Below are 20,365 nucleotides of genomic sequence, written 5' to 3'. Positions count from 1 at the left end.
TTGCCACGACGGGGCGGATGTGGGGGAGGATGGCAGGGACCATACGAAGGGAATTCCACGGTGAGCATCGACCCGTCCTCGATTCCGAATTTCGGGGGCCAGCCCGAACCCGAGCCGTCGGGGCCTGATGGTCCCGTCGTGCCAGACCAGGACCTGGTCAAGCAGCTCCTCGACCAGATGGAGCTGAAGTACGTAGTCGACGAGGAGGGTGACCTCGCCGCCCCGTGGGAGCAGTTCCGCACGTACTTCATGTTCCGGGGCGAGGAGGAGCAGCAGATCTTCTCCGTCCGTACGTTCTATGACCGCGCCCACGGCATCGACGAGAAGTCGAAGCTGCTGGAGGCGATCGACGACTGGAACCGCCGGACGCTGTGGCCCAAGGCCTACACCCACACCCACGACGACGGCACGGTCCGTCTGATCGGTGAGGCATCGATGCTGATCGGCACCGGTGTCTCGCTCGAACACTTTGTGTCGAGCACGGTCAGCTGGGTCCGCGCCTCCATCGAATTCGACAAGTGGATCGTCGAGCAGCTCGGCCTGGAAGCCGAGATCGAAGGCGACTCCGACGAAAAGCCGGGTGACGACGAGGCCTGAGCCCCGTCCGTCCCACACCCACCCTGCTGCGCGGGCCCCGGAGCTGTACGGCTCCGGGGCCCGCGTCTGTTTGCGCCCGGGGGAGGCCGGGGACGCGGCTGGCGCTCCAGGCCTGAGGGCGGCTTCGTCCGAGGGCCGTTACAGCCGCTTCAAGCGGTCCGCCGCCTCCTGGAGGACGTCCGTGCGCTTGCAGAAGGCGAAGCGGACGTAGGGGGCGCCCTGGTCCTTGTGGTCGTAGAAGACGGCGTTGGGGATGGCGACGACGCCGGCGCGCTCGGGGAGGGTGCGGCAGAAGGCGAAGCCGTCGTCGTGGCCGAGGGGGCGGATGTCGGTGGTGATGAAGTAGGTGCCCGAGGGGCGGAAGACCTGGAAGCCGGCGTCGGTGAGGCCGGTGGCGAGGATGTCGCGCTTGGTGCGCAGGTCGTCGCGGAGTTCCGTGAAGTAGCTGTCGGGGAGGGCGAGTGCCTCGGCGACGGCGTACTGGAAGGGGCCGGCGGAGACGTAGGTGAGGAACTGCTTGGCGGAGCGGACCGCGCTCACCAGTTCCGCCGTTGCGGTGACCCAGCCGACTTTCCAACCCGTGAACGAAAAAGTCTTGCCTGCTGAGCCGATGGTGACGGTGCGTTCGCGCATTCCGGGGAACGACGCGAGCGGGAGGTGCTCGCCCTCGAAGACGAGGTGCTCGTAGACCTCGTCGGTGATGACGAGGAGGTCGCGCTCGCAGGCGAGGCGGGCGATCTCGGCGAGCTCGTCGCGGGTCAGGACGGTGCCGGTGGGGTTGTGCGGGGTGTTGAGGAGGATCAGGCGGGTTTTGCTGGTGACGGCGTCGCGCAGTTCGTCCAGGTCGAGGCGGTAGCTGCCGGATTCCGGGTCCGCGCGCAGGGTCACCGGGACGCGGCGGCCGCCCGCCAGCGCGATACCGGCGGCGTACGAGTCGTAGTACGGCTCCAGCGCGATGACCTCGTCGCCGGGCTCCAGCAGCGCCAGCAGGGAGGCCGCGAGCGCCTCGGTGGCGCCCGCCGTGATCAGGACCTCGGTGTCGGGGTCGTAGGAGAGGCCGAGCCGGCCGTAGAAGCGCTGCTGATGGGCGGCGACGGCGGTGCGGAGTTCGGGGATGCCGGGGCCGGGCGGGTACTGGTTGCCGCGGCCGTCGCGCAGCGCGCGCACCGCCGCCTCCCTGACCTCTTCGGGCCCGTCGGCGTCGGGGAAACCCTGGCCGAGGTTGATGGAGCCGGTGCGTACGGCGAGCGCCGACATCTCGGCGAAGATCGTCGTGCCGAATTCGGCGAGGCGGCGGTTGAGCAGCGGTCGGTCCATGGACGCCATCCTCCGCCGAACCTCTGGACTTCCTCAACTGTGCTTTGAGACGCCGGGGCCGGGGCATCAGCCCCGCACGAAGGAATGAGACGGCCGTCGACGAAGACGGCTCACGGTGCCGGACGGCGCCGGAGCGGCGCACCGGGCGCCGGACGGAGCGGATGCGCCCCCACTGCCTCAAGGGCGTGGGAGGTGCCCCCACGCTTCGGGGGATGAAAAGGAGTGTGAGGCATATGGGGATTGTGGTTTTCCTGGTGATCTGCGCGGGGGTAATCGGCCTGGTGGCCCTGGCCTCGCGGAGCGGTTCGGGCGGCAGGGGCGGACGGGGCTCCGGCGGCGCGGGCGGCGGCAGCTGGTGGGCCGGCGGTGACGGGGGTTCGGGCGGCCACCACCACGGTGGATGCGGCGGCGGATCCTCCTGTGGCGGGTCCTCCTGCGGTGGCGGCGGCGGTGGTGGCGGCTGCGGCGGTGGCGGTGGCGGCGGCTCCTGAGCCGAGGGCGCGCCGCGCCAACTCCATATGTGCGGATGGCTAGTTGCTTGTCGCATATGCGCCCGGCGGGTGCTGGTCGAAGGGCCAACACCCGCCGGGCGCTTGGTCGTTGAACAACTGAACTGCAAGGCCCCCGAGCGGATGGAAACCCGGAGGAGATGGGTAAAAGCGCTGTGGGCGACGGGCCTTTCATGATTGCCTCTCCCCAGAGAATCCCCCACGTTCTCCGACCCCACGTGGGCACGAGCCGGCAGGCAGTCGTACATCCCTGATCCTTTTCGGGCGGGCCGGCCCACCATTCCACTGCGTGCTTGCGGAGCCGACCCATGCTCACCTCTTTGACGACGGCGTACACCGATACCCGTGCCTCCGACCTGGCCTGGGCGCTGGGCAGGGAACCCCTGCCCGCCCTCGCCGTACTCGATCTCCAACTCCAGGACGCCCAGGTGCAGTTGAGGCTGCTCGGCGCTTCTCACCAGGTGCTTCTCGAGGAGGAGCACGGCACCTGTTCCGAAACGGTCGCCTGTATGCCGGGCAGCAGCACTCCGCTGCCGCTCGGGGTGGCGAAGCGGCTGGGGGACTGGGAGTACGAATTCGCCGCCCATGTGGAGACCCTCTCGCGCGGCTCGTTCGCCGGGCGGGCGCAGGAGCTGCTCGCGCTGGTGGCGGAGCATCCGCACGGTCTCGCCGGTACGTTCCCCGGCTCGCCGCACGCCTTCACCGCGATGCTGGCGCAGCGTCAGCAGGGGCAGGTGCGCTGGCGGACCTGGCACGCGTATCCGCAGGAGGGCCGCCTGGTGGCCACCCGTACCCGCGTGGGCGTACGGGCGAGGGTCGCGGCGGTCTAGCGGGGGCGGTCGCCGGTGACCGGTCCGGTCGGCCGGAGGGCGTGGGGAAGTGTGGGATGCGAGGGGCGCGGGGGCTGTGCGCCGGGGGCGTGGAGGTTCGGGAGGGCGCGGAGGGTGCGGCGCGCGCGGCCGGTGCGATGCGATGTGCCCTCGCGGCCCACGGTTCGGCAATGCCCCGACCGAGGGGTGTAGCCCGCGAGGTCTACTCGTGTGGGTGACGGAGCGCCACAGAACCGTCACGTAGCGTTCATTTTATGATCGACCCGTCAGAGTCCGCCCGCGTCGGCGCTCCCGGCCCGCCGGACGACATGACACCGGCGCGACTGCCCGTGCCGGCCGGGCTCGGCCGGCTGCTCGTCCTCGCCGTCGTCTTCGTCTGCGCCGCCTGCGGTCTGGTCTACGAACTCGAACTGGTCGCCCTGGCAACGTACTTGGTGGGCGACTCCGTCACCCAGGCATCGGTCGTGCTGTCCGTCATGGTCTTCGCGATGGGCATCGGCGCGCTGCTCGCCAAGCGGCTGCGCTGCCGGGCGGCGGTCGGCTTCGGCGCGGTGGAGGCCGGTCTCGCGCTGGTCGGCGGCACCTCCGCGATGGCGCTCTACGCCTGCTTCGCCTGGTTCGGGCAGTCCCGCTCCGCGCTCGTCGGCTTCTCGCTGGCCATCGGCATCCTGATCGGCGCCGAGGTGCCGCTGCTGATGACGCTGATCCAGCGGGTACGCCGGCAGGACGCGGGCGGCGCGGTCGCCGATCTCTTCGCCGCGGACTATGTCGGCGCGCTCGTCGGCGGGCTGGCCTTTCCGTTTCTGCTGCTGCCGGGCTTCGGCCAGCTGACCGGTGCGCTGCTCACCGGCGCCGTCAACGCGGTGGCCGGCGCCGTGCTGGTGCTGTGGCTGTTCCGCCGCGACCTCAGCGCCCGTGCCCGCTGGGCGCTCTTCGGTGCCAATGCCCTGGTCCTCGCGCTGCTCGCCGCGGGCGTGGTGCTGGCGACGCCCTTCGAACGGGCCGCCCGGCTGGCGGTGTACGGCTCCTCGGCCCGGGTCGCGGTGCAGACCGGCGTCCAGGAAGTGGTGATGACCGGCGGGACGGGCGCCGGAGCCGGTGCGGGACACGAGAGGAAAGGTTCCGGCGGACCGCTGGCGCTGTATCTCGACGGCCGGCTCCGCGTCAGCGCGGAGAACGAGTTCCGCTACCACGAGGCGCTGGTGCACCCGGCGATGGCGGGCGGCCCGCACGGCCGGGTGCTGGTGCTCGGCGGTGGCGACGGCCTCGCGGTGCGCGAGATCCTCCGCTACCGCGCGGTCCGCTCGGTGACCGTCGTCGAACTCGACCCCGGCGTCCTGCGGTTGGCGCGCACCGACCCCGGCCTCACCCGCCTCAACCGACACTCGCTCGTCGACCCCCGGGTGCGGACGGTGACCGCCGACGCCTTCGACTGGCTGCGGCAGCGGGGCGTCCGCGGCCCCGGCCGCCGGGCGGCGCCGTACGACGTCATCGTCTCCGACCTTCCCGACGCCGGGATCACCGCGTGCACCAAGCTCTACTCGCAGGAGTTCTACGGCCTGGCGGCGCAGTTGCTGGCCCGCGACGGGCGGCTGGTGGTGCACGCCGGGCCGCCGATCGAGCGCGCGCGGATGTACTGGACGGTGGAGTCGACGGTCCGGTCGGTGGGCCTGGCGACGGTGCCGTACCGGCTGTCCGGCCGGCCCGCGGCCTTCTCCGGCGGCCCGGATCGCTCGGCGGGCACCGTCCCGGCCGAGGGTGATCCCCCGGCTGACGCCGGGAGGTCCCCCCGGGACCCGGCCGCCGCGGCGCCGCCCGGGACCCGGTACTGGGGCTTCGTGCTGGCCGCGCGGCACCGTCCGGCGTTCGGGCTGGCCCCCGACGCTCCCCCGCTGGCCGGTCTCAGCGCCGAGGAACTGTGGGCCGGGCGGCGCGCGGAGACCCGTGAGCGGAGGGCCGGGCTGCCGGCGTCGACGCTGATGCATCCGCGGTATCAGGACTGAGCGGGCCCGGCGCGGGGCGGTGCCTGGGCGGCGGGCACCCGCTGCGGATCTCGGGGGGTGCGGGCGGCGGGCAGCGGCGCGGCGGTTCCGGCCTGGTGGTTCCTGCCCGGCGGTTCCGGCCCGGTGGCAGAAAGTTCCGCGTGGGCGGGCACGGGTTCCCGGGCGCTGGGTAGGCTCCCATGTCATGGAGCATGAGGTGTACGTTCCGTTTCCCGTCGGGACCGTGCGGCAGGCGCTCACCGAGCCGGAGCGGGTGGCGCGCTGTGTGCCAGGAGTCCAGCTCGACGCCGATGCGGCCCCGGGTTGTCCGGAGGGCCGGCTGCGCCTGCGTATCGGAAGCTCCACCATCACCTATCGCGGCACGCTGACGGTCGGCGCCGCCGCCGACGACGCAACCGGCGACGACGGTGCGGCCGCCGTGACCGTCGAGGCGAAGGGGACCGAGGCGCGGGGCGACGGGGCGGTCGCGCTGACCCTGGCCGTACGGCTCTCCCCGGCCACCGAGCCCGGCCCCGGCACGACGCTGCGCTGTTCCGGCACGGTCCACCGCGACGGCCGGCTCGCCGAGGCCACCGACCGGTCCGCCGCCTCCGTGGGCCGCCGGCTGCTGGACCGTTTCGCGGAGAACCTGGCGGCGGACCTGTGGCGGCGGCCGGTGACCGGCGAGGCCGGAGCGGCCGACGACGGTGGACCGGACGACGCCGCCGCACCGGCCGGTGACGCCCAGGACGCGGCCGGATCCCGGGTGTTCGACACCGAGGTGCCGCCGCCGTCCCTGGACCCCAGCAGCGATGAGGACGACGGCGAGACGGCGGATCTCGATGCCGCGGACGAGGCCGGTGCGGACCTCGACGCGGGCGAGGCGGCGGACACGTTCTCCGCTGCGCACCCCGAGCACGCCTACGGGGACGACGCGGACCGGCTCGCCCCCGCCGAGGCCGCGCACGCCCGCCGCACGATGATCGGCCGCAGCGCGGAAGAGGTCGACCACGCCCCGCCGCGCGGCCGGTACGCGCCGGTGCCCGCGCCCGAGTCGAACGGCACCTCGCTGACCCTGCGCTGGGCGGCGCCCGCCGCCGCGGTGGTGCTGGCGTCCGCGGTGGTCGTCGGCCGGGTCCTGCGCCGGCGCCGCTGACCCGGGGCCGCGGCCCACGGTGGCCGTGGCCCGTACGGCGTCCCACGATGCGCGCGGTGCGTCGCTAGGGGGTGTCTCTCCGATCTCCGTGGGCCTGCGGTGTCTGGCACCGCACCTCGCGGCGTTGTCGCATCACCCACGGACACCCAGTCCGAGGGAGACGCTCCGCCTTGCGATGCACGGCACCAGACACCGCAGGCTGATCCACGGACATCGAAGAGACACCCCCTAGGCTCGGTCCCGTGAGCACTGACAACACCACGCAGGGCGCGGCGCGGACGCAGGCGCCGGAGGGCGTACGGCTGGCCGCCGGAGACACCGAACTGACCGTCCGGCCGGACCTCGGCTGCCGGATCGCGAGTCTGCGCATCGGCGGTACGGAACTGCTGCGGCAGGGCCCGAAATACGGCTGTTTCCCGATGGTGCCGTGGTGCGGCCGGCTCGCCCACGGGGAGTTCCGCAACGGCAGCGAGCTGCACCACATGCCGCTCAACGCCGCGCCGCACGCCATCCACGGCACCGGCCGCGACCTGCGCTGGCGCACGGTGCGGACGAGCGCCACGGAGGGCGTCTTCACCTACGACCTCAGGGACCCGGCGGCGCCCTGGCCGTACCCGGGGCAGGTCACCCAGCTCGTCGAGCTCGCCGAGGACGGCGGTTCGCTCACCCTCACCATGGGCGTCGAGGCGACCGCCGACTCCTTCCCCGCGCAGGCCGGCTGGCACCCCTGGTTCCTGCGGAACCTCGGGGAGGGCGGCAAGGACGTCCACCTCGACTTCGGGCCCGAGTGGCAGGAGGAGCGGGGCGCGGACCATCTTCCGACCGGCCGCCGGATCCCGCCGAAGCCGGGCCCCTGGGACGACTGCTTCGGCATGCCGCAGGGCGTGGCGGCCACGCTCACCTGGCCGGGCCGCCTGGAGCTGAAGATCGCCAGCCGCGCCGAATGGGCCGTGGTCTACGACGAGCAGGAGGCCGCGGTCTGTGTCGAGCCGCAGACCGGCCCGCCGAACGGCCTCAACACCCTGCCGCGCCTGGTCACGCCGATCGACCCGCTGGAGATCTCCGTGACCTGGAGCTGGCGGAACCTGTCCCGGGGCACCGCCTAAGCTCGTGCGCATGAGTGACGACGTGCGCGGCGAGCTGCTGCGCCAGATCAAGGACAAGGCCGTGGTGCACGGCAAGGTGACGCTTTCTTCCGGCAAGGAGGCCGACTACTACATCGACCTGCGCCGGATCACCCTGGACGGCGAGGCCGCGCCGCTGGTCGGTCAGCTGATGCTCGACATCACCGCCGACCTGGACTACGAGGCGGTCGGCGGGCTGACGCTCGGCGCCGATCCGGTCGCGACCTCGATGCTGCACGCCTCCGCGGCGCGCGGCGGCCGGCTGGACTCCTTCGTCGTCCGCAAGGCGCAGAAGGCGCACGGCATGCAGCGCCGTATCGAGGGTCCGGACATCAAGGGCCGCCGGGTCCTGATCGTCGAGGACACCTCCACCACCGGTGGCTCGCCGCTGACCGCCGTCGAGGCGGCGCGTGAGGCGGGCGCCGAGGTCGTCGCGGTGGCAACGATCGTGGACCGCGGTGCCGCCCCGGCCATCGCCGAGGCCGGTCTGCCCTATATCACGGGCTACCAGCTGGGCGACCTCGACCTGGGCTGAGACCGGCGCGACAGCCGCACCGGAAGCGGGCATTCCGCACTGACCTGCGGCTTTGCCGAAGGGCAGTCGGTTTCACGTGAAACCGACTGCCCAGGGAGTGGGACGGCCGGACAGGCAATGTGGAGCGAAGGGCCTTGTCTGGGAAGATGTGCTCGGCGAAGTCCTCGCCCCCTGGTCAGGGCCAAGAACGCACACCCGCATACACAAGGAGCGGACAGATGCCCATCGCAACCCCCGACGTCTACAACGAGATGCTCGACCGGGCGAAGGCAGGCAAGTTCGCCTACCCGGCCATCAACGTCACGTCGACGCAGACGCTGCACGCCGCGCTGCGGGGCTTCGCCGAGGCCGAGAGCGACGGCATCATCCAGATCTCCACCGGTGGTGCGGAGTTCCTGGGCGGCCAGTACAACAAGGACATGGTCACCGGTGCGGTGGCGCTCGCCGAGTTCGCGCACGTCGTCGCCGCCAAGTACGACATCACCGTCGCGCTGCACACCGACCACTGCCCCAAGGACAAGCTGGACGGCTACGTACGCCCGCTGCTGGACATCTCCGCGGAGCGCGTCGCCAAGGGCCAGAACCCGCTGTTCCAGTCCCACATGTGGGACGGTTCGGCCGAGAACCTGGCCGACAACCTGGCCATCGGCCAGGAGCTGCTGGCCAAGGCCGCCGCCGCCAAGATCATCCTTGAGGTCGAGATCACCCCGACCGGTGGCGAGGAGGACGGCGTCACCCACGAGATCAACGACGAGCTCTACACCACGGTCGACGACGCGCTGCGCACCGCCGAGGCGCTGGGCCTGGGCGAGAAGGGCCGCTACCTGCTCGCCGCCTCCTTCGGCAACGTCCACGGCGTCTACAAGCCGGGCAACGTCGTGCTCCGTCCCGAGCTGCTGAAGGACCTTCAGGAGGGCGTGGGCGCCAAGTACGGCAAGGCCGCCCCGTTCGACTTCGTCTTCCACGGCGGCTCCGGCTCCACCGAGCAGGAGATCGCCACCGCGCTGGAGAACGGCGTGGTCAAGATGAACCTGGACACCGACACCCAGTACGCCTTCACCCGCCCGGTCGCGGACCACATGTTCCGTAACTACGACGGTGTGCTGAAGGTCGACGGCGAGGTCGGCGACAAGAAGACCTACGACCCGCGCAGCTGGGGCAAGCTGGCCGAGGCCGGGATGGCCAAGCGGGTCACCGAGGCCTGCGCCAACCTGCGCTCCACCGGCACCAAGATCAAGTAACCGGCGGGCCGCACCAGCGGCCACCGCGCACCAGGGCTCCGCATCCGTCCGGGATGCGGAGCCTTTGTGCGCCCGGCCAGCCGCAGGGCGGGCGAGCGGGCGCGGGGGCGGGCATGCTCGCGGTATGAGCGAACCGAGTGCGCCCGGCGCGGTCCGGCTGGCCTCGGCACAGGGCCGGTGGGTGCTGCTGACGGCCGTGCTGGGGTCCGGGATGGCGCTGCTCGACGGCACGGTCGTCAATGTCGCCCTGCCCCGGATCGGCGAGGACCTCAACGCGGATCTGGCGGTCCTCCAGTGGACCGTCACCGCCTACCTGCTCACCCTCTCCTCACTGATCCTGCTGGGCGGCGCGCTCGGCGACCGCTTCGGCCGGCGCCGGGTGTTCGTGATCGGCGTGGTCTGGTTCGCTACCGCCTCGCTGCTGTGCGGACTCGCTCCGCATGCCGGGGTGCTGATCGCGGCCCGTGCGCTCCAGGGCGTCGGCGGGGCGCTGCTCACGCCCGGTTCACTGGCACTGATCCAGGCCGTCCTCCGCCCCGAGGACCGGGCCCGCGGGGTTGGCGCCTGGTCGGGGCTCGGCGGGGTGGCCGCGGCGGTGGGCCCGTTCATCGGCGGCTGGCTGGTGGACGGCGCCGGCTGGCGCTGGGTGTTCTTCCTGAATGTGCCGCTGGCCGCGGTGTGCGTCCCGGTGGCGCTGCGGCACGTACCCGAGACCCGGGAGCGCGGTGCCCGCGGGCGCCGCGGCTTCGATGTACTGGGCGCGGTGCTGGGTGCGCTGGCGCTGGCCGGGGTGACCTACGCACTGATCGCCGCACCGAACGGGGGCGCCGGGCCCGGCGTGCTCGTTCCCGCGGTGGCCGGGGTGCTGCTCGGCGTGCTCTTCGTCCAGGTCGAACGGCGCCGGGCCGATCCGATGCTGCCGCCCGCCATCTTCCGTATCCGCCAGTTCTCCGCCATCAACGCGGTGACGGTCTGCGTCTACGCCGCCTTCAGCGGCTTCTTTTTCCTCTCCGTGCTCCAGCTCCAGGTCGTGGTGGGGTACTCGGCCCTCCAGGCCGGGACCGCGCTGCTGCCCACCACCGTGCTGATGCTGCTGCTCTCCGCCCGCTCCGGAGAACTGGGCCAGCGCACCGGCCCACGGCTCCCGCTCACCGTCGGACCGCTGCTGTGCGCCGCGGGCCTGCTGCTGATGATGCGGGTGGGCCGGGGCGCGTCCTACTTCACCGATGTGCTGCCCGCACTGGTGGTGCTGGGCGCGGGAATGGTGACCCTGGTCGCCCCGCTCACCGCGACCGTCCTGGCCTCGGTGGACGTCGACCGGGCGGGCCTGGCCAGCGGCATCAACAACGCGGCCGCCCGGGCCGCGGGCCTGATGGCGGTAGCGGCACTCCCCCTGCTGGCAGGCTTCGGCCCCGAGGCCTACCGCTCCCCCGACGCCTTCGCCGCCGCCTTCCTCCGCGCCATGCCACTGTGCGCCGCCGTCCTGGTGGCCGGCTCCCTGATCGCCTGGCTCACCGTACGCACCGACGCCCTACGCCCCGAACCAGGCGCCCAGGAGCCGTGCCACGCCAAAACGACCTACCACTGCGGGGTGAGCGCACCCCCATTGGACCCGGGCGAGGAACCCCGGACACCGGAGGGATAACACCAGCCCCCACACGCCCCTCCACCCACCACAACGGGAGGGGACGGGCCGGAGGGGCAGGGGTGTGGGACGTAAAGCGAAGCAGTCCCACCCCCCTGCCCCGGAGGCCCGTCACCGCACCCCGACAGCCCCGCGCAGCGGACAAGGCCCGCCGCCAGGCGCAACGGCGAGAAACCACCACGGCGGGACAGCCAAAAACGTGGGACGGGCCGCGCGGCGGAGCGCGCTGGCAAACTAGACCCATGCCCATTCACGAAAACCTCCTCGGGGGCCCGCCCCCGACCCATCTGCCCGACGATCCCGAGCCGCGCGAACTGCTCGCCGCGGGCACGGCACCGTCCGATGTCGCCGCGAAGTACCCGACCTCGTCCCTGGCCTGGGCGCAGCTCGCGGACGACGCGTTCGAGGGGGGCCGGGTCGTCGAGTCGTACGCCTACGCCCGCACCGGCTACCACCGCGGCCTGGACTCGCTGCGCCGGGCCGGCTGGAAGGGCCACGGTCCGGTGCCCTTCGAGCACGAGCCCAACCGGGGCTTCCTCCGGGCGCTGCACGCCCTCGCCCGCGCCGCCCAGTCCATCGGCGAGCAGGACGAGTACGAGCGCTGCATGAGCTTCCTGCGGGACTCCTCGCCGACCGCGGCCGACACCCTGTCCTGACGGGCCGCCGACGGGCCCCGCGCCGGGTCCGTCCGCGCTCCTGCCCAGGAGCGCCCAGGTCAAAGGGCCGGCCGCGATCGCGGCCGGCCCTTGCGCGGTCGCTGCCCAGCACCGATGATTTCCATGGGCCGGGCCATCCCGCGCCCGAGGGGACCGGGGCTCCCGAGCCGACAAGGAAGGGGCGGACCGCTACCCGGTAGTTCGCACCTGAGGAGTCCCTCATGTCGCAGCCGTCTCCCATCGAACCTCCGGACCGCGGAGCGACCGCGCCCGCCGGGTGTCCTCTCTCGGCCGGTACCGCCGAGTCGGACCCGCCGTTCGCCCCGGATCTGAGCATCGGCAGCAGCCGTACGACCCCGTACGAGGACTATGTCCAGGCGGGCGTGCTCACCCATCTACAGCACCCGCTCTCCGACGACCCCGGCGAGATGGTCTTCCTGGTGACCACCCAGGTCATGGAGCTGTGGTTCACGGTCATCGTCCATGAGTGGCGCACCGCCGCCGAGGCGCTGCGGCGCGACGATCTGCCGGTGGCGATGGCGGCGCTGCGCCGCTCCGCGTACGAGCTGGAGGCGCTGAACGCCGCCTGGAAGCCGCTGGCCCGGCTGACTCCGGCGCAGTTCAACGCCTACCGCAGCGCGCTCGGCGAAGGCTCCGGTTTCCAGTCGGCGATGTACCGGCGGATGGAGTTCCTGCTGGGCGAGAAGTCCGCGTCCATGCTGGTGCCGCACCGGGGCGCGCCGCGGGAGCACGCGGAGCTGGCGAAGGCCCTCCAGGAGCCGAGCCTGTGGGACGAGGTGCTGCGGATGCTGGCCCGGCGCGGCTGGGCGGTCCCCGAGGCGGTGCTGGAGCGGGATCCGGCGCTGCGTTACGAACCGGATCCGGCCGTCGAGGCCGTCTGGGCCGAGATCTACGCCGGTTCGCAGGAGTCCGAGCTGGTGCGGCTCGGCGAGGTGTTGACCGATGTCGGCGAGCTGGTCCTGCGCTGGCGCAACGACCATCTGATCGCGACGTGGCGGGCGATGGGAGCGAAAATGGGTACCGGCGGTTCCGCGGGGGTGGCCTGGCTGGAGAAGCGGGCCCGCAAGAACGTCTTCCCCGAGCTGTGGACGGCGCGAAGCCATGTCTGAGATCCCCGAATTCCCCGAGACGACCGGCACCGAGCTCGCCGGTGACCGTGAACAGGCGGTGCGGGCCGCGGAGTTGGACGCCGCCGATCCGCTCGCCGCGGTCCGTGAGCGCTTCGTCCTGGACCCCGCGCCCGATCACGCGTCCGGCGACGCGGACGTCTACCTGGACGGCAACTCCCTCGGGGTGCTGCCCCGCGGGGTCTCCGACCGCATAGCCGATGTCATCACCCGTGAATGGGGCCGGCTGCGCATCCGGTCCTGGAACGAGTCCGGCTGGTGGACCGCGCCCGAGCGGATCGGCGACAAGATCGCCCCGCTGATCGGGGCGGGTCCGGGCCGGGTGGTGGTCGGCGATTCGACCAGCGTCAACATCTTCAAGGCCCTGATCGGCGGCGTCCGTATGGCCGGGAAGGGCTGCACGGAGATCCTCGTCGATGCCACCACGTTCCCGACCGACGGCTATATCGCCCGCTCGGCGGCCCGGATGACCGGTCTCGCGGTGCGCCCGGTCGAGCCCGCGCGGATCGCCGACGAGGTCACCGAGCGGACCGCGCTGGCGCTGGTCAACCACGTCGACTACCGCACCGGCCGGCTCAACGACCTGCCCGGCATCACCCGCGCGCTGCACTCCGCTGGCGCGCTGGCCGTCTGGGACCTGTGCCACAGCGCCGGTGCGCTGCCGGTCGGCCTCGACGCGCACCATGTCGATCTCGCCGTCGGCTGTACGTACAAGTACCTCAACGGCGGCCCGGGCGCGCCCGCGTACCTCTACATCCGCGAGAGCCTCCAGGAGCGGTTCGAATCGCCGCTGCCGGGCTGGAACTCGCATGCCGAGCCGTTCGCCATGGACCCCGCCTACGAACCGGCCGCCGGCATTCTGCGCGGCCGGGTCGGCACCCCGGACATCCTGTCGCTGCTCGCCCTGGAGGCGGCGCTGGAGGCCTGGGACGGGGTGGCCATCGAGGAGGTGCGCACCAAGAGCCTCGCACTGACCGACTTCTTCCTGGAGTGTGTGGCGGCCTATGTGCCGCCGGGCCGGGTGCGTTCCGTCACCCCGTCCGACCATCAGTGGCGGGGCAGCCAGGTGTCGCTGGCGTGCTCTCCCCAGCTCGCCGCGGACCGGCAGGGCGGCATCCCGCTCGCCGGCGAGGTGATGGACGAGCTGATCCGGCGCGGGGTGGTCGGCGACTTCCGCCACCCCGACGTGCTGCGCTTCGGCTTCACCCCGCTCTACACCTCCTTCGCGGACGCGGAGCGGGCCGCCCGGGTCCTCGGTGAGGTGCTGGGCGCGCTGCCGGATGTGGAGTCCGGGGCCGCCGGGTGAGCGTGGCGGACGAGGAACCGGCGCTGCTGGGGCTCGCCCCGGTGGCGCCGGACCGGACGGTGGCCTACGGGCCGCATCCGGACCAGATCGTCGACGTCTACGAGCCGCGGGCGGGCGACGGCGGGCGGGCGGCGGCCCGCGGCCCGCTGGTCGTCCTGCTGCACGGCGGGTTCTGGCGCGCGGCCTACGACCGCCGGCATCTCTCGCCGCTCGCCGCCGAGCTGGCCGGGCGGGGGCTGCCGGTCGCGCTGGCCGAGTACCGCAGGGTCGGCGCGGGCGGCGGGGCGCCGCAGACCTTCGAGGACGTCACGGCCGCCATCGGAGCCGCCCACGCGGCCCTGGCGAAGGACGCGGCGGACCCCGGTGTGGTCGTGGCCGGGCACTCCGCGGGCGGCCATCTCGCGCTGCTCGCCGCCGCCCGGCCCGGCACCCCGGTGACCCGCGTCCTCGCGGTCGCACCGGTCGCCGACCTGGCCCGCGCCCATGAACTGGGGCTGAGCGACGGCGCCGTCGCCGAGCTGCTGGGCGACGCCCCCGGCCTTCCGGAGCGCCTCGCCGCGGCCGACCCGGTGCGCCATCCGTCACCGGGCATCCCGGTGACGATCCTGCACGGCACCGAGGACCCGGAGGTGCCGGTGGAGCTCTCCCGCCGCTACGCCGCGCGGCATCCCGGCAGCACGGAGCTGCGCGAGCTGCCCGGCGTCGGCCACTACGCCCCCGTGACCCCCGGCAGCCCCAGCTGTCACACGCTCGTCGGCTGTCTGGGGCCACCCGTACCGACCACGTAGTACTTGAGGCGGACGCCCGCAGATCCCCACTGGTGAGGACGCCGTGGGGGCCCTGCGTTGCTTACCGTTGTCAGCGTGAACGAGACGACCCAGTCGCAGGACGCCCTGCGCTCGGAGGCACGGATAGCCCATGGCGCGCTGCACCGGCTGCGCCAGGACCTGTTCGTCGACGCCTTTGCCTTCCGCCCGCTGCCGCCGCTGGAGGACGCCAAGATCTCCCGCTGGGTGCCCTGGCTGCCGGAGCGGCTGCGGCGCTGGGCGCGCTGGCTGCCGCACCTGACCGTCGGTTTCTTCTCGGTGCTGGTGTTCCTGGCCGGGATGGCCGACTCCGGAGCCGGATCGCTGCAAGGCCTCCTGGCCGCCGGCTTCGCCGCGCTGGTCGCCGCGCCGCCGCTGCTCACCCTCTTCCGCCCGGTGGGCGCCTACTGGCTGTCGCTGCTGGCGTTCGTCGTCCTGGGGTTCGCCGAGGCGGTCTTCTCCTCGTACCCCACCATGTACGCCACCCTCTTCGGGAGCGGCGCATTTCCCACCCTCCTCGCGGTGATGGTCCTCGTGGTGCTGCGCACCCGGCCGCGGCTGGCCGTGGAGATGTGGCTGGTCACTTTTGGCCTGGCGGGGATCCTCACGGTGCTCGTCGGCGCGGACCCGGGCGATATACCGGTGGTGGCGGTCTTCTGCGGAGCGGTGCTGATCGCCGCCGCCGCGGTCCGGGCCTGGCGCGAGGAGCGCCGGCAGGTCGTCGAGACGCAGTCGGTCACCCAGGAGGAGCGCACCCGGCGCACGCTGCTGGAGGAGCGGGCCCTGATCGCCCGTGAACTGCACGACGTCGTCGCCCACCACATGTCCGTCATCGCCATCCAGGCCGAGGCGGCGCCCTACCGCGTCAAGGACACCCCGCCCGAGCTCGCCACGTCCTTCGCCACCATCCGGGAGAACGCCGTCGCCGCGCTCGCCGAGCTGCGCCGCATCCTCGGTGTGGTGCGCTCCGCCGACCCGGACGCCTTCGCCGAGAGCGACCCGGAGGCCCCGCAGCCGACGCTCGGCAGCCTCGACTCGCTGCTGGACAGCGTGCGCGGCGCCGGACTGGTCGTCGAGGCCGTGGTCACCGGTTCGCCCCGGCCGCTGCCGCAGGGCGTCGAGCTGTCCGCGTACCGGATCGTGCAGGAGGGGCTGAGCAACGCGCTGCGGCACTCGCCGGGCGCCGAGGCCCGGGTCGAGATCTCGTATGTGCTGGGCGGACTGGGCGTACGGATCGTCAACGGTGCGGCGAGCCGGCTGGCCAAGCCGTCCCCGGGGGCGGGGCACGGTGTGCTGGGAATGCGCGAGCGGGTACAAATGCTGGGCGGCGAGATGACCGCCGAGCCCACCGAGGACGGCGGCTTCGAGGTCGCGGCATTCATCCCGGTGGCGAACACGGCCGGGCAGACCAAGACGGGGGGAAACCGGTCATGATCCGGGTATTGATCGTCGACGACCAGGTGATGGTCCGGGAGGGCTTCTCGGTCCTGCTCAACGCCATGCCGGACATCGAGGTCGTCGGGGAGGCGGTCGACGGCCGCGAGGCGGTGCGCAAGGTCGCCGTCCTCAAGCCCGATGTCGTCCTGATGGACATCCGGATGCCGGAGATGAACGGCCTGGAGGCGACCCGCGAGATCGTGGCCGCCGACGAGAGCGCCAAGGTCCTCGTGCTGACCACCTTCGACCTGGACGAATACGTCTACCAGGCGCTGCGTTCCGGGGCCAGCGGCTTCCTGCTCAAGGACGCCTCGGCCGGCCAGCTCGCCGACGGCGTCCGGATCGTCGCCTCCGGCGAGGCGCTGCTCGCCCCGACGGTCACCAAGCGCCTGATCTCCGAGTTCTCCCGCCTCGGCACCCCCCGCGCCCCGGCCCAGGAGCGGATCGCCGACCTCACGGAGCGCGAGACCGAGGTCCTGGTGCTGGTCGCCCAGGGCCTGTCGAACGGGGAGATCGCCGAGCATCTGGTGGTCGCCGAGTCCACGGTGAAGACGCATGTCAGCCGCATCCTGGTGAAGCTGGGGCTGCGCGACCGCACCCAGGCCGCGGTGTTCGCGTACGAGGCGCGCCTGGTGACGCCGGGCGGCTGACCGCCCCGGGCGGGACGCGCGCGGGCCGCCGGCGGGGGAGACCCGGCCGGCGGCCCGGCACACCGCCCTACGGCTGGGGGATCTCCCGCACCAGCTCCGAGCTCCAGGGGCACCAGACCAGTCCGGGCAGGAACGGGCCGCCGGCCTCGTCCAGATGGTCCTCGACATAGGGCGTGGTGGCGTCGCAGACCTCGATGGCGAAGTCGAAGAAGTCGATGGTCTCCGGGCGGAGATGGAAGCTCCAGCGCCAGTTGTACGGGGCGGTGCGCTTGTCGATCCGGCCGATGACATGGGGCTCGGAGCTGGTCGCGCCGCTCAGCAGATCCCGGGCGTGCTGGATCTTGCGCGGGTCGGTGATCTTGATGACGAATTCCGCGCGGGTGACATCGGTCATCACGAAGTAGGCCGCCGCGTCGGTGCCGGTGCGCCCGGCGCCGCCGGTCTGCTTCCCCTGGGCCGGTCCGGCCGCCGCGACGGCGAGCAGTGCCGCCGCCGCGAGAATGCCGAGCTTGGTGGTGATACGTCGCATGAACCCCTCCGGTGCCGCGGGTCGTGGTCACGACCGTGCGCACGGAAAGTAACTGGTGGACTACCAAAAGCTCCAGAGTTACTGCGAGTTAACACACCGCCAGGTGAAATGGCGAACAGTGACTGGCGGTTGGTCACGGCATGTGCTGTATCCACAGGCTGTGGACAGTGCGGTGCCGATGCGCCACCGCACCCGGCAGTGCGCCGCCGGAGTCCGCTACGGCTCCGACGGCGCACGTCTTCCGGGGCGGCCGGGCGACCGGCCGCCGGGGGATCAGCCGAGGTCCCGCCGCCGCACGCCCACCAGGCCCACGGCGGCGAAGAGGACGGACAGCGCCAGCAGCCAGAGAAACGGGGCGGCGGTGGCGTCGGCGCCGGGCAGCTTGGGGAGATGGCTGTACGGCGACAGATTCATCGCCCACGCGGGCAACTTGAGCGAGGGGCCGAGCCAGCCGAGGGCCAGACAGCCGCCGACGAGCGCCCAGACGGCGGGGGTGGCCTTCGGGAGCAGGCCGAAGACGAGGACCGCCAGCCCCGTGAGCGTCCAGACCGCCGGGACCTGGGAGAGCGCCGCGGCCAGCACCGGGCCCAGTTGGCCGCCGGGGTCGTCGACCGAGAGGCCGTAGGTCAGGCCCAGGGCCAGTCCGCCGGCGGCCAGGATGACGACGGTGCCCCCGTAGGCGAGCGCCAGATGGCTGCCGGCCCAGCGGAGCCGGCTCACCGCGCCGGCCAGCACCGGCTCCGCGCGCTCCCCGGTCTCCTCACCGCGCAGCCGCAGCACCGCACCGGCCGCGTAGAGCGCCGCGACCATGCCGAGCAGCCCGGTCATGGTGGCCAGGAAGGCCTCGGTCAGGCCCTGTTGGCCACCCATCCGCTCGACGATCTCGCGGGTCTGCCGATTGCCGCCGACCAGGTCGGCGGCGCCCTTGGCGATCCCGCCGAACAGTGCGCCCGCGCCGAGGAAACCGCCCGTCCAGCCCAGTAAGGTGGTCCGCTGGAGGCGCCAGGCCAGTCCGAAGGGGCCGCTCAGCGAGCGCGGTGCGACGGCCGGTCCGGGACGGGCGGGCAGGAAGCTCATGCCCAGGTCCCGGCGGGCGGTCAGGGCGTAGGCGCCGGAGGCGGCCAGGGCGGTCGCCGCGAGGAACAGCAGCAGAATCCACCAGCGTTCACCGGCGTACGGGCGGAGGTTCTCCGACCAGCCGATCGGTGAGGCCCAGGTGAGCGGGGAGCCGGACCCGGCCGTCGCGGCGTCGCCCGCGGCGCGCACCGCGAAGGCGAGGCCCAGGGCCGCGCCGGTCAGCCCCTTCGCCAGCCGTGCGCTCTCGGTGAGTTGGGCGGCGACGGCGGCCAGGGCGGCGAAGAGGGTGCCGGTGCCGCCGAGGGCCAGGCCGAGCGCGAGCGAACCGGCGGCGGGGCGCCCGGACAGCACCGATCCGCCCGCGATCAGCGCCGCCAGCAGGGCGTTGGCGAGCAGCGCGGTCAGCAGGGCCGCGGTCAGCGGTGCCCGGCGGCCCACCATGGCGGCGGAGAGCAGTTCCTGACGGCCCGTCTCCTCCTCCTCGCGGGTGTGCCGGACCACGATCAGCAGGCTCATCACCGCGGCGAGGACGGCACCGAAACCGGCCATCCGCCAGGCGACCAGGCCGCCGACGGAGTCGCTGAAGACCGGCCCGTACAACGCGCGCATCGAGCCGTTGTGGTTCATCGAGGCGGCCAGTCCGGCGCGCTGGGCGGCGGTGTCGTAGACCGCCTCGAAGGACGCGCCCATACCGGCGACGGACAGGCCCAGGGCCAGTACCCAGGCCGGGATCAGCAGCCGGTCGCGGCGCAGTGCGAGGCGCAACAGGGCGCCGGTGCCCGCCAGATGACGGGGGCGGGCGGTGCGGGCGGGCGGGGCCGCGGTCACGGCGGTCATCGCGCGACCGCCCCGTCGGTGCGGGCGTCGTCCTGGTAGTGCCGCAGAAAGAGCTCTTCCAGTGTGGGCGGGGTGCTGATGAGGCTGCGGACGCCGGAGGTGCCGAGCGAGCGGAGCACGGCGTCGAGCTTGTCGGTGTCGACCTGGAGGCGGACGCGGTGACCCTGGCTCCCCGGGAGCGGCCGGCTGGACAGGCCGTGGACGCCGGGCAGCGTGGCCAGCCCGTTGGGCGGGCCGGTGAGTTCGCCGGTGACCGAGGTGCGGGTCAGATGCCGCAGCTCGCCCAGGGAGCCGGATTCGACGGTCCGCCCCTTGCGGATGATGCTGACGCGGTCGCAGAGCGCCTCGACCTCGGACAGCACATGGCTGGAGAGCAGGACCGTACGGCCGCGGTCGCGCTCCTCGGCGACACAGCTCTGGAAGACCTCCTCCATCAGCGGGTCGAGCCCGGAGGTCGGCTCGTCGAGGATCAGCAGCTCGACCTCGGGGGCGGAGGCGAAGGCGGCGACCAGGGCGACCTTCTGGCGGTTGCCCTTGGAGTAGGTCCGCCCCTTCTTGGTGGGGTCGAGTTCGAACCGCTCCAGGAGCTCGGCCCGGCGCGCGGCGTCCAGCCCGCCGCGCAGCCGGCCGTAGAGGTCGATGACCTCCCCGCCGGACAGATTGCGCCACAGGGTCACGTCGCCGGGGACGTACGCGATCCGGCGGTGCAGCTCGACGGCGTCCTGCCAGGGGTCCTTGCCCAGCAGCCGGGCCGTGCCGCCGTCGGCGCGCAGCAGGCCGAGCAGCACACGGAGGGTCGTGGACTTGCCGGCGCCGTTGGGGCCGAGGAAGCCGTGCACCTCACCGGCCGCCACCTGGAGATCGAGGCCGTCCAGCGCGTGGGTGCGGCCGAAGGACTTGCGGAGACCGTCGACCCGGATCGCGGGGGCGGACGTCATTGCCGTGGTCATGTTTTGGAAGCTACGCTAGATTCACAAATTTGT

At 72.8% G+C, this 20,365-nt stretch carries 19 protein-coding genes; 15 read left to right on the top strand and 4 right to left on the bottom strand.

The window, feature by feature from the left end:
- The first annotated feature begins 60 nt into the window (after nucleotides 1-60).
- Complete coding sequence (locus QT196_RS19085) at nucleotides 61-597, top strand: YbjN domain-containing protein (RefSeq protein ID WP_085925552.1); 537 nt, start codon at nucleotides 61-63, stop codon at nucleotides 595-597.
- Nucleotides 598-735: 138 nt separating this feature from the next.
- Here the strand turns inward: QT196_RS19085 and QT196_RS19080 are convergent, their stop codons facing one another.
- Nucleotides 736-1,914, bottom strand: coding sequence for a pyridoxal phosphate-dependent aminotransferase (locus QT196_RS19080; RefSeq protein ID WP_168480247.1), 1,179 nt, complete (start codon nucleotides 1,912-1,914; stop codon nucleotides 736-738).
- 233 nt (nucleotides 1,915-2,147) lie between these two features.
- Between QT196_RS19080 and QT196_RS19075 the strand changes: the two genes are divergently transcribed.
- From QT196_RS19075 to QT196_RS19010, 14 genes are all read left to right on the top strand, one after another.
- Nucleotides 2,148-2,405, top strand: a complete 258-nt coding sequence (locus tag QT196_RS19075; protein ID WP_266737349.1) for a hypothetical protein — start codon at nucleotides 2,148-2,150, stop codon at nucleotides 2,403-2,405.
- Between the two features lie 326 nt (nucleotides 2,406-2,731).
- Nucleotides 2,732-3,253 carry a DUF2617 family protein gene (locus tag QT196_RS19070; protein ID WP_085925555.1) on the top strand — a complete coding sequence of 174 codons (522 nt, stop codon included), beginning with the start codon at nucleotides 2,732-2,734 and terminating at the stop codon, nucleotides 3,251-3,253.
- Between the two features lie 254 nt (nucleotides 3,254-3,507).
- The gene (locus QT196_RS19065; RefSeq protein WP_290355295.1) at nucleotides 3,508-5,256 is read left to right on the top strand and encodes a polyamine aminopropyltransferase; all 1,749 of its coding nucleotides are present in this window, start codon (nucleotides 3,508-3,510) and stop codon (nucleotides 5,254-5,256) included.
- A gap of 184 nt (nucleotides 5,257-5,440) precedes the next feature.
- Nucleotides 5,441-6,391: an SRPBCC domain-containing protein gene (locus QT196_RS19060; protein ID WP_290355294.1), complete on the top strand. Its 951-nt coding sequence runs from the start codon at nucleotides 5,441-5,443 to the stop codon at nucleotides 6,389-6,391.
- A 242-nt stretch (nucleotides 6,392-6,633) separates the two neighbouring features.
- A complete protein-coding gene (locus tag QT196_RS19055) occupies nucleotides 6,634-7,497 on the top strand; it encodes an aldose 1-epimerase (RefSeq protein ID WP_168480246.1) in 864 nt (287 codons plus the stop codon).
- A 10-nt stretch (nucleotides 7,498-7,507) separates the two neighbouring features.
- Entirely contained in the window at nucleotides 7,508-8,050 is a 543-nt protein-coding gene (gene pyrE, locus QT196_RS19050) for an orotate phosphoribosyltransferase (protein WP_168480245.1), read from the top strand.
- A 218-nt stretch (nucleotides 8,051-8,268) separates the two neighbouring features.
- Nucleotides 8,269-9,291: a class II fructose-bisphosphate aldolase gene (gene fbaA, locus QT196_RS19045; RefSeq protein ID WP_168480244.1), complete on the top strand. Its 1,023-nt coding sequence runs from the start codon at nucleotides 8,269-8,271 to the stop codon at nucleotides 9,289-9,291.
- A gap of 124 nt (nucleotides 9,292-9,415) precedes the next feature.
- Nucleotides 9,416-10,936 carry an MFS transporter gene (locus QT196_RS19040; protein WP_168480243.1) on the top strand — a complete coding sequence of 507 codons (1,521 nt, stop codon included), beginning with the start codon at nucleotides 9,416-9,418 and terminating at the stop codon, nucleotides 10,934-10,936.
- A gap of 242 nt (nucleotides 10,937-11,178) precedes the next feature.
- Nucleotides 11,179-11,592, top strand: coding sequence for a DUF3151 domain-containing protein (locus tag QT196_RS19035; protein ID WP_168480242.1), 414 nt, complete (start codon nucleotides 11,179-11,181; stop codon nucleotides 11,590-11,592).
- Between the two features lie 221 nt (nucleotides 11,593-11,813).
- Nucleotides 11,814-12,722, top strand: coding sequence for a tryptophan 2,3-dioxygenase family protein (locus QT196_RS19030; protein WP_290355293.1), 909 nt, complete (start codon nucleotides 11,814-11,816; stop codon nucleotides 12,720-12,722).
- Entirely contained in the window at nucleotides 12,715-14,046 is a 1,332-nt protein-coding gene (gene kynU, locus QT196_RS19025) for a kynureninase (protein WP_290355292.1), read from the top strand. The genes QT196_RS19030 and kynU overlap by 8 nt, the downstream gene beginning before the upstream one ends.
- A complete protein-coding gene (locus tag QT196_RS19020) occupies nucleotides 14,043-14,834 on the top strand; it encodes an alpha/beta hydrolase (RefSeq protein WP_168480240.1) in 792 nt (263 codons plus the stop codon). Before kynU ends, QT196_RS19020 begins: the two co-directional genes overlap by 4 nt.
- A 75-nt stretch (nucleotides 14,835-14,909) precedes the next feature.
- A complete protein-coding gene (locus QT196_RS19015; RefSeq protein ID WP_248001209.1) occupies nucleotides 14,910-16,286 on the top strand; it encodes a histidine kinase in 1,377 nt (458 codons plus the stop codon).
- The gene (locus tag QT196_RS19010; RefSeq protein ID WP_127151835.1) at nucleotides 16,283-16,939 is read left to right on the top strand and encodes a response regulator transcription factor; all 657 of its coding nucleotides are present in this window, start codon (nucleotides 16,283-16,285) and stop codon (nucleotides 16,937-16,939) included. The genes QT196_RS19015 and QT196_RS19010 overlap by 4 nt, the downstream gene beginning before the upstream one ends.
- A gap of 67 nt (nucleotides 16,940-17,006) precedes the next feature.
- On the opposite strand, the gene QT196_RS19005 is transcribed toward QT196_RS19010, so the two are convergent.
- From QT196_RS19005 to QT196_RS18995, 3 genes are all read right to left on the bottom strand, one after another.
- Nucleotides 17,007-17,468 carry a calmodulin-binding protein gene (locus tag QT196_RS19005; RefSeq protein ID WP_290355291.1) on the bottom strand — a complete coding sequence of 154 codons (462 nt, stop codon included), beginning with the start codon at nucleotides 17,466-17,468 and terminating at the stop codon, nucleotides 17,007-17,009.
- Between the two features lie 273 nt (nucleotides 17,469-17,741).
- Nucleotides 17,742-19,382, bottom strand: a complete 1,641-nt coding sequence (locus tag QT196_RS19000; protein ID WP_266737335.1) for an ABC transporter permease — start codon at nucleotides 19,380-19,382, stop codon at nucleotides 17,742-17,744.
- Nucleotides 19,379-20,332: an ABC transporter ATP-binding protein gene (locus QT196_RS18995; protein ID WP_290355290.1), complete on the bottom strand. Its 954-nt coding sequence runs from the start codon at nucleotides 20,330-20,332 to the stop codon at nucleotides 19,379-19,381. Before QT196_RS18995 ends, QT196_RS19000 begins: the two co-directional genes overlap by 4 nt.
- Nucleotides 20,333-20,365 lie beyond the last annotated feature (33 nt).

This window comes from Streptomyces sp. P9-2B-2 (assembly GCF_030406865.1).
Lineage (GTDB): Bacteria > Actinomycetota > Actinomycetes > Streptomycetales > Streptomycetaceae > Streptomyces > Streptomyces platensis.
Note: the sequence above shows the minus strand (reverse complement) of the source record. Positions and strands in the feature narration are given on the sequence as shown.

What these genes read in the sequence shown, in the direction of transcription:
- QT196_RS19005 (WP_290355291.1), bottom strand. Translation starts at nt 17,468, where the DNA reads ATGCGACGTATCACCACCAAGCTCGGCATTCTCGCGGCGGCGGCACTG.
- QT196_RS19010 (WP_127151835.1), top strand. Translation starts at nt 16,283, where the DNA reads ATGATCCGGGTATTGATCGTCGACGACCAGGTGATGGTCCGGGAGGGC.
- QT196_RS19030 (WP_290355293.1), top strand. Translation starts at nt 11,814, where the DNA reads ATGTCGCAGCCGTCTCCCATCGAACCTCCGGACCGCGGAGCGACCGCG.
- QT196_RS19075 (WP_266737349.1), top strand. Translation starts at nt 2,148, where the DNA reads ATGGGGATTGTGGTTTTCCTGGTGATCTGCGCGGGGGTAATCGGCCTG.
- QT196_RS19000 (WP_266737335.1), bottom strand. Translation starts at nt 19,382, where the DNA reads ATGACCGCCGTGACCGCGGCCCCGCCCGCCCGCACCGCCCGCCCCCGT.
- pyrE (WP_168480245.1), top strand. Translation starts at nt 7,508, where the DNA reads ATGAGTGACGACGTGCGCGGCGAGCTGCTGCGCCAGATCAAGGACAAG.
- QT196_RS19070 (WP_085925555.1), top strand. Translation starts at nt 2,732, where the DNA reads ATGCTCACCTCTTTGACGACGGCGTACACCGATACCCGTGCCTCCGAC.
- fbaA (WP_168480244.1), top strand. Translation starts at nt 8,269, where the DNA reads ATGCCCATCGCAACCCCCGACGTCTACAACGAGATGCTCGACCGGGCG.
- QT196_RS19035 (WP_168480242.1), top strand. Translation starts at nt 11,179, where the DNA reads ATGCCCATTCACGAAAACCTCCTCGGGGGCCCGCCCCCGACCCATCTG.
- QT196_RS18995 (WP_290355290.1), bottom strand. Translation starts at nt 20,332, where the DNA reads ATGACCACGGCAATGACGTCCGCCCCCGCGATCCGGGTCGACGGTCTC.
- QT196_RS19040 (WP_168480243.1), top strand. Translation starts at nt 9,416, where the DNA reads ATGAGCGAACCGAGTGCGCCCGGCGCGGTCCGGCTGGCCTCGGCACAG.
- kynU (WP_290355292.1), top strand. Translation starts at nt 12,715, where the DNA reads ATGTCTGAGATCCCCGAATTCCCCGAGACGACCGGCACCGAGCTCGCC.
- QT196_RS19080 (WP_168480247.1), bottom strand. Translation starts at nt 1,914, where the DNA reads ATGGACCGACCGCTGCTCAACCGCCGCCTCGCCGAATTCGGCACGACG.
- QT196_RS19060 (WP_290355294.1), top strand. Translation starts at nt 5,441, where the DNA reads ATGGAGCATGAGGTGTACGTTCCGTTTCCCGTCGGGACCGTGCGGCAG.
- QT196_RS19065 (WP_290355295.1), top strand. Translation starts at nt 3,508, where the DNA reads ATGATCGACCCGTCAGAGTCCGCCCGCGTCGGCGCTCCCGGCCCGCCG.